The 10,992-nt window shown below is 68.8% G+C and carries 10 protein-coding genes; 4 read left to right on the top strand and 6 right to left on the bottom strand.

The annotated features are described in order from the left end of the window. Positions 1-120: 120 nt before the first annotated feature. The 3 genes from I4J89_RS30000 to I4J89_RS30010 all read left to right on the top strand — a co-directional run bounded on the left by I4J89_RS30000 (position 121) and on the right by I4J89_RS30010 (position 4,286). A complete protein-coding gene (locus I4J89_RS30000) occupies positions 121-1,584 on the top strand; it encodes a glycoside hydrolase 5 family protein (RefSeq protein ID WP_196417467.1) in 1,464 nt (487 codons plus the stop codon). Positions 1,585-1,678: 94 nt separating this feature from the next. Continuing rightward, positions 1,679-3,208: a M1 family metallopeptidase gene (locus tag I4J89_RS30005; protein ID WP_196417468.1), complete on the top strand. Its 1,530-nt coding sequence runs from the start codon at positions 1,679-1,681 to the stop codon at positions 3,206-3,208. Positions 3,209-3,422: 214 nt separating this feature from the next. Then, positions 3,423-4,286: a GDSL-type esterase/lipase family protein gene (locus I4J89_RS30010; protein ID WP_196417469.1), complete on the top strand. Its 864-nt coding sequence runs from the start codon at positions 3,423-3,425 to the stop codon at positions 4,284-4,286. A gap of 48 nt (positions 4,287-4,334) precedes the next feature. Here the strand turns inward: I4J89_RS30010 and urtE are convergent, their stop codons facing one another. The 6 genes from urtE to I4J89_RS30040 all read right to left on the bottom strand — a co-directional run bounded on the left by urtE (position 4,335) and on the right by I4J89_RS30040 (position 10,364). Beyond that, a complete protein-coding gene (urtE, locus tag I4J89_RS30015) occupies positions 4,335-5,027 on the bottom strand; it encodes an urea ABC transporter ATP-binding subunit UrtE (RefSeq protein ID WP_196417470.1) in 693 nt (230 codons plus the stop codon). Then, on the bottom strand, positions 5,027-5,761 hold the full coding sequence (urtD, locus tag I4J89_RS30020) for an urea ABC transporter ATP-binding protein UrtD (RefSeq protein WP_196417471.1): 735 nt from the start codon (positions 5,759-5,761) through the stop codon (positions 5,027-5,029). Before urtD ends, urtE begins: the two co-directional genes overlap by 1 nt. Next, positions 5,758-6,846, bottom strand: coding sequence for an urea ABC transporter permease subunit UrtC (urtC, locus tag I4J89_RS30025; protein ID WP_196417472.1), 1,089 nt, complete (start codon positions 6,844-6,846; stop codon positions 5,758-5,760). The genes urtD and urtC overlap by 4 nt, the downstream gene beginning before the upstream one ends. Next, entirely contained in the window at positions 6,843-7,730 is an 888-nt protein-coding gene (gene urtB, locus I4J89_RS30030) for an urea ABC transporter permease subunit UrtB (RefSeq protein ID WP_196417473.1), read from the bottom strand. Before urtB ends, urtC begins: the two co-directional genes overlap by 4 nt. A 51-nt stretch (positions 7,731-7,781) precedes the next feature. Then, a complete protein-coding gene (urtA, locus tag I4J89_RS30035) occupies positions 7,782-9,029 on the bottom strand; it encodes an urea ABC transporter substrate-binding protein (RefSeq protein WP_196417474.1) in 1,248 nt (415 codons plus the stop codon). A 288-nt stretch (positions 9,030-9,317) separates the two neighbouring features. Further along, positions 9,318-10,364: a substrate-binding domain-containing protein gene (locus tag I4J89_RS30040; RefSeq protein WP_196417475.1), complete on the bottom strand. Its 1,047-nt coding sequence runs from the start codon at positions 10,362-10,364 to the stop codon at positions 9,318-9,320. Between the two features lie 69 nt (positions 10,365-10,433). Between I4J89_RS30040 and I4J89_RS30045 the strand changes: the two genes are divergently transcribed. Continuing rightward, on the top strand, positions 10,434-10,883 hold the full coding sequence (locus tag I4J89_RS30045) for a MarR family transcriptional regulator (RefSeq protein WP_196417476.1): 450 nt from the start codon (positions 10,434-10,436) through the stop codon (positions 10,881-10,883). Positions 10,884-10,992: the final 109 nt, after the last annotated feature.

Raw genomic sequence — 10,992 nt, forward strand, 5'->3', positions numbered from 1 at the left:
GTTGACCTCACTCCTGATTTGCACCCTCATTGCGATCAGCCAAGCCCTGCAACCCGGGTGATACCCGCCGAATGGGTGGTCACCCCCGAAAAGCAACCCAAGCGAAGAGGCCACCCCCCAATGACCAGCACCCGCTTCCGCGCGTACATCGTGACCTTCTCGTTCCTGCTGTGCATGATGGTGCCGGTCGCCCAGGCCCAGGCGGCCACCCTGGAGGTGCCGGACATGGCGAACCGGATGGCCGCGGTCAAGGTGGCCAAGTCGCTGAACTACTACCCGTCCGACGCGGGCTGGTCGGCCATGTGGACCGGCTTCGACGCCGTCCGGATCGAGCAGGACATGGCCCGGATCGCCGCCCTCGGCGCGGACAACGTCCGCGTGATCGTCTTCCCGCAGGTCTTCGGCTACCCGCAGCCGAAGATCGAATACACCGAGCGGCTGCGCAAGTTCATCAGCATCGCGGACGCGAACGGCCTCACCGTCAAGGTGACGCTCTTCGACTGGTGGGCCGGCTACTCGGACGTGGCGAACAGCATCACCTGGGCGAACGCCGTGCTGGCGCCGTACGTGAACGACCCGCGGGTAATCGCGGTCGAGGTGAAGAACGAGTTCCAGCCGAACGACACGGCCGCCGTCACCTGGGTCCGCCAGGTCATCCCGGCGATCCGGGCGGCCGCTCCGGCCATGCCGCTGACCCTCTCGGTCGACGGCGCCACCGGCGCGGCCGGCATGGCGAAGATCAAGTCGGCGCTGACCGAGACCCCGCTGGACTACTACGACTTCCACTTCTACGGCAACTCGGAGCGGTCGCTCGCCGAGATCCGCAAGGCTCAGGCCGCGGTCGCGCCGTCCCCGATCGTGATCGGTGAGACCGGTGTCAGCAGCGCCGTTGTCAGCGAGGGCGAGCAGGGTGCGTACCTGGCCCGGGTGTTCCGCGCCGCCAAGGAGGCCGGTGTCGGCTCGGTGGCCCCGTGGACGCTCAACGACTTCTCGGCCGGCGCCATCCCGAGCAACTCGGTGGTGTCGACGCTGCCCGCTCAGTACAAGTTCGGCCTCTACCGCGCCGACGGCACCGCCAAGATCGCCGCCTCCGTCGTGCACACCGCCTGGACGACCGGCACCACGCCCAACAGCTTCCTGAACCTGGGCTTCGAGGCCGCCGAGATCGACTCGCCGTGGCGGGTGAACCAGCCGCTGGCCGGCGTCGGCGTGGTCAGCACCGACATGCCGCGCAACGGCACCAAGTCGATCCGGTTCTCCCGTACCACCCGGACCTCGGCGGGCCTGCCGTCGGTGGTCACCGCGCCGATCACCCCGGTCCAGGCCGGCTACCGGTGGCGCGCCGAGGCGTTCGCCCGCGGCATCGCCGCGACCGGCACCACCGAGATGTCGCTGAGCTGGTTCGACGTCAACGGCAAGTGGATCAGCCAGAACCTTTCCAACCGTCTGCCGAGCGGCAACACCACCTGGACCAAGCTCGTCATCGAGGCGGTGGCCCCGGCGGGTGCGACGAGCGTTCAGCTGCACCTGAAGTCCGGCGACAACACCGGCACGGTCTGGTTCGACGATGTGGCGATGTCCTGACAGAAAATAGTCGACATCCTTCGATAGGTTGGCGGGGTTCGTTCTCGCCAACGTCGGGCCGCGACCCGGTCCGCCGACGGAAGGAAGCTCGACCGTGCGAAGACTGCTCGTGGCCGTGACCGCCACAGCGTTGACCCTTGCTGGAACGGGCGCGGCCGCTCAGGCCGCGCCCGTTGCCGTGCCACAGCAACACCGTGCCGCGCCGGCGCCGGGCGGGCCCGGGCTCGGCGACGAGTACTACCCGGATTACGGCAACAGCGGGTACGACGTCTCCCACTACGACGTCCGGCTGCGTTACACGCCGGCCACCGACCGGCTCACCGGAACGACCACGATCCTGGCGACGGCCACACAGGATCTCAGCCGGTTCAACCTCGACTTCCTGCTCGACGTCTCGTCGGTGCGGGTGAACAACCGGCCGGCCACCTTCGTGCGTGAGGGTGAGCACGAGCTCGTCGTCACGCCGGCCCGCCCGGTGGCCGACGGCGGGGCCATGACCGTCGTGGTGCAGTACGCCGGCACCCCGTCGACCGAGGTCGCGGCCGGTTTCACCGCCTGGGTCCGCACGCCGGACGGCGCCCTCGCCGTCGGGCAACCGGAGATCGCCTGGTGGTGGTACCCGAGCAACGACCACCCGTCGGACAAGGCGACCTTCGACGTGTCGGTGTCGGTGCCCGAGGGCGTCGAGGCGATCAGCAACGGCGTCATGCCCCGCCCGCCGGTCCGCGAGACGCTCGGCTACACCCGGTGGAGCTGGCGGTCGGTCAAGCCGCAGGCGACGTACCTGACCTTCCTGGCCGTCGGTCAGTACGACGTCACCACCGACACCACCGCGGGTGGCCTGCCGGTCTACAACGCCTACTCCCAGCTGCTCACCCAGGACTTCCGGGACGCGGCGCAGGCCAGCATCGAGCGGACCGCCGAGATCACCGAGTGGGAGGAGACGGTGTTCGGGCCGTACCCGTTCGAGGCGATCGGCGGGCTCGTCGCGCCGCCCAACACGCTCGGCTTCGCCCTGGAGAACCAGACCCGGCCCACCTACTCGTCCGGGTTCTTCCGCCGCGGCTCCAACACCTCGGTGGTCGTGCACGAGATGGCACACCAGTGGTTCGGCGACTCGCTGTCGCTGGCCGAGTGGAAGCACATCTGGCTCAACGAGGGCTTCGCCAGCTACGCCGAGTGGCTGTGGTCGGAGAAGAACGAGGAGGGCACGGCGCAGGAGATCTTCGATTACCTGTACGCGACGTACCCCGATGACGCCGCGATCTGGACCACCGCACCGGCCGATCCCGGCGTGCCCCAGCTGTTCGGCGACGCCGTCTACGACCGCGGCGCGATGACCCTGCACCAGCTGCGCCTGGCCGTCGGCGACGACGACTTCTTCGAGATCGTGCGTACCTGGGCCGCCGAGCACAAGTACGGCGACGTGACCACCGAGGAGTTCACCGCCCTCGCCGAGAAGATCTCCGGCGAGGACCTGGACGCGCTCTTCCAGGCCTGGCTCTTCACCCCGTCCAAGCCGGCCGTGGCCGGCGCCGCGACGCTGGCCCGCAAGGCGGCCCCGGCCGCCCCGAAGTCGTGGGCGAAGATCAGCCAGACCCACGAGCTCCTGCACCGCCACTGATTGATGCGTGGGCCGGGCAAGCACATTGCCCGGCCCGCCCCTTATCGGTACGCGTGACGAAAAAGTCCCCGCTCTACCAGCGCGATGATCTGCACTGCGGGCCCCAGCGCGACCGCCGGGAAACAGCACGAGAAAGTGACAGATTGAGTTCTGTTGATCGCACAGTGTGATCATTTCTTCGACGCCAGGGCCGGGTATGGCATATCGTGCCGGAATGTTCCGCCGCCGGCACCTGGTCGCTCTGGCACTCCTCGCGGTGTTCGCCCTGGCGTGCGAGGGCGCGGGCGGCGCCACACCTGAGCCGAGCGGCGACACCCCGACGAGCAGGCCGGCGGCCGCGCTGCCGTCGTCGATGGCCGCCCTGGGTGACTCGATCACCGCCGGGTTCGGCAGCTGCCTGGCCTTCGTCGCGTGCAGCCGCAACTCCTGGTCGACCGGGACCAGCTCCGCGGTGGACAGCCACTACCGGCGGATCCTGGAGGACAACCCGAAGATCAAGGGCGAGGCGCACAACTTTGCCGAGCCGGGCGCGGAGGCGGACGCCCTGGCCGGGCAGGCCGATCGGGCGGTCGAGGTGAAGGCGCAGTACGTGACCGTCCTGATCGGAGCGAACGACGCGTGTGCCGCCTCGGTGCGGAACATGACCTCGGCGGCACAGTTCCGCAAGGAGGTCGACCGGGGCCTGGCCCGGCTGAAGAAGGGCCTGCCCAAGGCCCGCGTGCTGGTGGTGAGCGTCCCCGACCTCTACCGGCTGTGGGAGCTGGGCCGCGACGACGAGCAGGCGGTGCGGGTCTGGAGCCAGAGCGACATCTGCCCGTCGATGCTCGCCAACCCCGCCTCGACGGCGCGCGCCGACCAGGAGCGGCGCGAGCAGGTGCGGGACCGCATCGACGCGTACAACGAGCAGCTGCGCAAGGCGTGCCGGGCGTACGGCAAGCGGTGCCGCTGGGACGGCGGCCGGGCGCACGAGGTCCGCTTCTCGCTCGACCTGGTGAACCGGATCGACTACTTCCACCCCAACGTCGAGGGCCAGAACGAGCTGGCCGACGTGGTCTTTCCCGGCCGGTTCAACTGGTGAGCGGGGTGACGCCGGGCGGCAACCCGGCATCACCCCGCTCATGTGCCGTCAGACGGTGAGGGCCTGGCGGACCGTCGACTCGGCCTCCGCTCCGCCGTCGCCGGTCGACGTGACCCGGCCCGCCTCCAGCACGTGGTAGGTCTGCGCGGCCCGCAGGGCGAACCCCACGTGCTGCTCGACCAGCAGCACCGACATCCCGCCCCGGCTCGCCAGCCCCAGGATGGTCTGCTCGATCTCGGCGACCACCGACGGCTGGATGCCCTCGGTGGGTTCGTCGAGCAGCAGCAGGCGGGGCCGGGTGATCAGCGCTCGGGCCAGGGCCAGCTGCTGGCGCTGACCACCGGAGAGCAGGCCGGCCCGGCGGTTCAGCAGCTCGGTGAGCGCCGGGAACATGTCCAGTGCCTCGGCCATCGCGGTCTTGCCGTCCGCCCGCCCGTCGGCGACCAGCTGCAAATTTTCCAGCGTCGTGAGGTGCGGGAAGCTCTGCTGCCCCTGCGGCACGTACGCCATGCCGCGCGCCACCCGCTCGTGCGGCGCCAGCTTGGTGATGTCCTCGCCGTCCAGCAGGATCAGGCCGCTGCGCGGTTTGATCAGCCCGATCGCGGCACGCAGCAGGGTGCTCTTGCCGGCCCCGTTGTGCCCGAGCACCGCGGCCACCCCGTCGGTCGGCACGGTGAGGCTGACGCCGTGCAGGACGATGCTGCGGCCGTACCCCGCGTGGATCTCCTCGAATCGCAGCATCACGCCTCCACCGGGTGTCCTAGATAGACCTCCTGCACCTTCGGATCTGCCTGGACCTGCGCAACCGTGCCCTCAGAGAGGATCTTTCCGGCGTGCATGACGGTGACCGTACGGGCGAACCGCCGCAAAAAGTCCATGTCGTGCTCGATCACCACCACGGTGTGGTCCTTGCTGAGCTGCCCGAGCAGTTCACCGGTGGCGTCGCGTTCGTCGTGGCTCATCCCGGCGACCGGCTCGTCGAGCAGGAACAACTGGGCGTTCTGCACCAGCAGCATGCCGATCTCCAGCCACTGCTTCTGCCCGTGCGCCAGTGTCCCGGCCGGCTTGTCCCGGACCCCGGTCAGCCGTACCGTCTCCAGGGCCTTCTCGACCTCGGGTGGCACGCCTTTACGCGTACGCAAAAGGGTCAGCGGACCCCGTGCCCAGCCGGCGGCGATGTCGAGATTTTGCAGGACGGTGAGTTCCTCGAAGACCGTCGCGGTCTGGAAGGTCCGCCCCACGCCCAGCCGGGCGATCTTGTGAACCTTGCGCCCGAGCAGCTCCTGACCCTCGAAGGTGACCGAGCCGGTGGCCTTCGCCAGCCCGGTGACCGCGTCGATCAGGGTGGTCTTGCCGGCGCCGTTCGGGCCGATGATGAACCGCACGTCGCCGGCCGGCACGTCCAGGTCGACGCCGCCGACCGCGACGAACCCGTCGAAGACGACCCGCAGGTCGCGGACGGAGAGGCCGCTCATGTCGTCACCTCCACGGGAGTCTTCTCCACAGGTGCGGGAGGGTTATCCACAACCACGGCACGCCGCCGGCGGATCATCCCGGCCAGGGAGGCCAGGCCGCCGGGCAGGAACACGATCGGCAGGATGAAGAGCAGCCCCTCGAAGTACGTCCACGCGGACGGCACCTTCTCGGAGAGGGCGGTCTTCGCCCAGGCCACCGCGATGGCGCCGAGTGCCGGCCCGACCAGGCTGGCCCGGCCACCGACCGCGACGCCGATGACGAACTCGATCGAGGGCACGACGCCGATCATGGCGGGCGAGATGATTCCCACGGCCGGGACGAAGAGGGCACCGGCCAGCCCGGCCATGCCGGCGGCGGCGACGTACGCGACGAGCTTGACGTTCGCCGGGTCGTAGCCGAGGAACCGCACCCGCTCCTCGCCGTCCCGGACCGCCACCAGCAGTTCGCCGTACCGGCTGCGGTTGAGTTGCCAGGTGAGGGCGAGTACGGCGAGCAGGCTCCCGGCGATGATGAAATAGATCATCCGGCGGTTGACCGGGTCGTTCAGGTCGTACCCGAAGAAGCCCTGGATGTCGGTGAGCCCGTTGGTGCCGCCGGTGGTGCCCTGCTGGCCGATGAGCAGGATCGCGAAGGCCGCGCAGAGCGCCTGGGACAGGATCGCGAAGTACGCGCCCCGGACCCGGCGCCGGAAGATCAGCAGGCCGAGCAGCAGGGCGACGAACATCGGCAGCAGGATCGTGGCGGCCAGCGCGAAGATCGGGTTCGCGAACGGCTTCCACCACCACGGCAGTTCGTCCAGCTGGCCGTACAGCATCATGAAGTCCGGCATGCTGCCGGGACCCGCGTCGGCGAGCTTGAGATGCATCGCCATCGCGTAGCCGCCGAGGCCGAAGAAGACGCCCTGTCCGAGAGTGAGCATGCCGCCGCGGCCCCAGGCCAGGCCGATGCCGACCGCGATGATGGCGAAGCACAGGTACTTGGCGAGCAGGTTCAGCCGGAAGTCGCCGAGCGCCACCGGCGCGACGACGAAGAGCAGCACCGCCGCGATGCCGAAGCCCACCAGGGGTTTCTTGAGGTACGTCATGCCAGGCTCCTCGTCCGAAGAGTGAAGAGACCCTGCGGGCGCCACTGGAGGAAGGCGACGATGGCGACGAAGACGATCACGCTGGCGACGCTGACGGTGGTCGTGTATTCCACCATGGACTGGAGGATGCCCAGGACGAACGCCACGATGACGGTTCCCTTCAGCTGACCGATGCCGCCCACGACGACGACCAGGAACGCGTTGACGATGATGTTGGTGCCCATGGTCGGGCCGATCGGGCCGATCAGGGTCAGCGCGACCCCGGCGATGCCGGCCAGGCCCGAGCCGATGAAGAACGTCAGCCGGTCCACCCGGCCGGTGGCCAGGCCGGAGACGGCGGCCAGGTCGCGGTTCTGCACCACGGCCCGGATCCGGCGGCCCAGCGAGGTGGTCTTCAGCACCACGGTCAGGGCGGCGACCGCGACCAGCGACAGCGCCAGGATGAACAGCCGGCTGCTGGAGATGACCAGGTCACCGAAGAGGGTGACACTGCCGGTGAGGAACTCCGGGGCCCGGGTCTGCACGTTCGGCGCGCCGAAGACGTCCCGGGCCACCTGCTGCAGGATCAGGGCGACGCCCCAGGTGACCAGCAGGGTGTCCAGCGGGCGGGCGTAGAGGCGGCGGATCAGCAGGAACTCGAGCAGGACGCCCATCAGGCCGGCGATGGCGAACGCGACCGGCAGCGCGATCAGCAGGGACCAGCCGGCTCCGGTGATCACCTGCTGGAGCACGTACACGGTGTAGGCGCCGGCCATGATGAACTCGCCGTGCGCCATGTTGATGACGCCCATCTGACCGAAGGTCAGCGACAGGCCGAGAGCGATGAGCAGCAGCACCGCGCCGATGCTGATGCCGGTGAAGAGCTGGTTGAGGACGACGGTCACGGTGCACCCCTTCCAGCGGACCGCCCGTCGCCGGGCGGCCCGCCACGACGGTCAGGCCAGGCCGCCGGCCCAGCTGTAGCCCTTGAGGTACGGGTCCGGCTTGATCGGCTGACCGGAGTTCCACACCTCCTTGATCAGGCCGTCGTCGCCGATCTTGCCGATCCGGGCGGTCTTCGAGATGTGCTGCGTCGCGCCGTCGACGGTCACCTTGCCCTCGGGGGCGTCGAACGTGATACCGTCCGCCGCGCCCTTGACCTTCTCCACGTCGAAGGAGCCGGCCTTCTCGACCATCGCCTTCCACAGGTAGACCGAGACGTACGCGGCCTCCATCGGGTCACTGGTCGGCTTGTCCGCGCCGTACTTCTTCTTGTACGCGGCCACGAACTTCTCGTTCGCCGCGCCCTCGGTGGTCTGGTAATAGTTCCAGGCCGTGAGCTGGCCCGCGAGGTATTGCGTGCCGATGCTCTTGACCTCCTCCTCGGCGATCGAGACGGAGACCACCGGCATGCCCTCGGCGGTCAGACCGGCCGACTTGTACTCCTTGAAGAAGGCCACGTTGCTGTCGCCGTTGAGGGTGTTGAACACCGCCGAGGCACCGGACGCCTTCACCTTGTTGACGATCGTGGAGAACTCCGTGGAACCCAGCGGCGCGTAGTCCTCGCCGAGCACCTTCATGCCGTTCGCCTCGGCGTACGCCTTGATGATCTTGTTTGCGGTCCGCGGGAAGACGTAGTCCGAGCCGACCAGGTAGACGCTCGTCTTGCCCTGCGCCTTGAGGTAGTCCAGGCCGGGGACGATCTGCTGGTTGGTGGTGGCGCCGGTGTAGAAGATGTACGGCGACTGCTCCAGTCCCTCGTACTGCACCGGGTAGAAGAGCAGCGACTTGTTCTTCTCGAAGACCGGCTTGACCGCCTTACGGCTGGCCGACGTCCAGCAGCCGAAGACCGCCGCCACCTTGTCCTCGCTGATCAGTTTCTGCGACTTCTCGGCGAAGGTGGGCCAGTCGGAGGCGCCGTCCTCGCTCACCGCCTGGATCTTCTTGCCGAGCACACCGCCGGCCGCGTTGATCTCCTCGATGGCGAGCTGGAGCGAGTCGCGTACGGTCACCTCGCTGATCGCCATGGTGCCGGAGAGCGAGTTCAGCAGGCCGACCTTGACGGTGTCGCCCGCTGTGTCGATCGCCGCGCCGGCGGCCGGGGCCGCGTCGTCGGTGGTCTTGGCGCCACAGGCGGTGAGTGCCGCGAACGTCGCAATCGATGCAAGAATGGCCGCGGTGCGGCGGCCGTCAATCCTGAACATGAAACCTCCGTAGCGGCTTGAATAGCCGAACTCGGATTGATGTCGATGAAGTCCTAGCCGCCGGGGTTGCCGGTCGTTGCGCCGCAGGACGCCGCCCCTGACCGGCCTCGCTGCCGATCTGCTGGGCAGCATTAGTTTCATGTCCTTCGATTTCCGGGTCGTTTCCCGTGCCTTAATACGGCGTTTCCTGCGTTTCCCGCAGAAAAACAAAAAAGCCGACCTTGAAAAGGTCGGCTAAAAGCGGTTACTTCCGGCTGGAAGCATCTTCGCGGGCGGGTGGGCCGCCTGTCAAGGCAGCTGGGTCAGGACGTCGAACTCCACCCCGCGCGCCTGCGCCAGATAGATCCGCTGGCTCACGTGCCGCTGCCGCAAGCGCAGCAGACCGCGCGGGCCCACATAGGACACCGACTCGGCGTACGCCCCGATCGCGCGTGGATCGATGGTGCCGGCCCGTTCGATCAGGGCGGCGAGCAGCAGCACGCCCTCGTAACAGGACTCACCGAGGCTGCCCAGCGGGGGTGCCTCGGTGCCGAAGCGGGCCGCGTACCGGCCGTGGAAGTCGAGGTTCTCCGGCGTGACCATGGAGGCGAAGAAGCCGGCCGTGCTGAACAGGTCCTGTGTCGCCTCGGCGCCGCTGGCCAGCAGCATGTTCTCGTCCATGAGAGTGCTCAGGCGCAGGCAGCGGGCGGTCAGGCCGGAGCGCGCGAAGGCCCGGTTGAACCGGACCGCGTCGGTGCCGACGAGCAGCATCAGCACCGCGTCGGCGCCGGAGTGCTCGATTCGCCGCAGCACTGCGGCGTAGTCGTGGGTGCCAAGCGGGACGTAGCTCTCGCCGGCGATACACATCCCGGCCGCGGCCGCGTAGTGCCGGGCGGCCAGGGCGGTGCGGCGCGGCCAGACGTAGTCGTTGCCCACTATGTACCACCGGCGGGCCGACCGTTCCGCGCCCAGCAGGCTCATCGCGGGAAACAGCTGCACGTCGGGCGTCTCGCTGGTGAGGAAGACCCCTTCGGCGCACTCGCCGCCCTCGTAGAGCGCGGTGTAGACGTACGGCACCCGGCCGGCGATCCGCGGTGCCACCGCCTGCCGGACCGTGGAGATGTGCCAGCCGGTGACACCCTGCACCGCGCCCGACGCGACAAGCGCGGCCACCTCGGTGGCCACCGCCTGCGGGGGAGCGCCACCGTCGACCGGCACGAGCCGCAGTTCCCGGCCGAGCACACCGCCCGCGCGGTTGACCTCCTCGGCGGCGAGCTCCGCGCACAGTTCGGCGCTCGGGCCGAAGATCCCGGCCGGGCCGCGCAGCGGCACCACGAGGGCCATGTCCAACGGCATCGCCTCATGCTCCTGGATCGACCCGGCGATCTCCAGGGAGCCTGGTCGCCGTTCGGTAACATCCCGACGATGCGGGGATCAACGGATCTGATGTACCTGCTCACGCGCGCCGAGCGACTGCTGGGCCGCCGCCTGGCGACAATCCTCGAGGCCGAGCGCTGCTCGATGGACGACTGGCGCGTCGTCTCGGTGCTGGCCGACGGCAAGGGCCACTTCATGACCGAGCTCTCCGACCTCGCCTTCCTGCCGCCGGGCAGCCTGACCCGGCTGATCGACCACCTGGTCGAGGAGAACGTGGTCTACCGCCGGGGCGACGACGTGGACCGGCGGCGGATCCGGGTGCACCTGGCGGCCCGTGGGCGCCGCCTGCACGACCGCGTCGGCGAACAGATCCGCCGCAGCGTCGCCGACCTGCCGGTCGACGACGAGCTGCTCGACCGGCTCGCCGAATTGATCACGGTTCTCGACCAGAAGGTGGCGCCCGTCTCAATCTTGCAGCGTGGCAAAGCCCTCACCTGAGCGAACGACTCCGACTTGAGTGATCGGATTTAAACGTACGCAAACGTCGATACACAGTGATCCCATACGTTCCGGCCCGCGCCGACCTCCGGCGTACCGGATCATGGAG

The organism is Actinoplanes aureus (assembly GCF_015704865.1).
Lineage (GTDB): Bacteria > Actinomycetota > Actinomycetes > Mycobacteriales > Micromonosporaceae > Actinoplanes > Actinoplanes aureus.

Bases quoted from the DNA above. Each gene is read 5' to 3' on its own strand.
- I4J89_RS30000 (WP_196417467.1), top strand. From the start codon at position 121: ATGACCAGCACCCGCTTCCGCGCGTACATCGTGACCTTCTCGTTCCTG.
- urtC (WP_196417472.1), bottom strand. From the start codon at position 6,846: ATGACGTACCTCAAGAAACCCCTGGTGGGCTTCGGCATCGCGGCGGTG.
- I4J89_RS30040 (WP_196417475.1), bottom strand. From the start codon at position 10,364: ATGCCGTTGGACATGGCCCTCGTGGTGCCGCTGCGCGGCCCGGCCGGG.
- I4J89_RS30010 (WP_196417469.1), top strand. From the start codon at position 3,423: ATGTTCCGCCGCCGGCACCTGGTCGCTCTGGCACTCCTCGCGGTGTTC.
- I4J89_RS30045 (WP_196417476.1), top strand. From the start codon at position 10,434: ATGCGGGGATCAACGGATCTGATGTACCTGCTCACGCGCGCCGAGCGA.
- urtA (WP_196417474.1), bottom strand. From the start codon at position 9,029: ATGTTCAGGATTGACGGCCGCCGCACCGCGGCCATTCTTGCATCGATT.
- urtD (WP_196417471.1), bottom strand. From the start codon at position 5,761: ATGAGCGGCCTCTCCGTCCGCGACCTGCGGGTCGTCTTCGACGGGTTC.
- urtE (WP_196417470.1), bottom strand. From the start codon at position 5,027: ATGCTGCGATTCGAGGAGATCCACGCGGGGTACGGCCGCAGCATCGTC.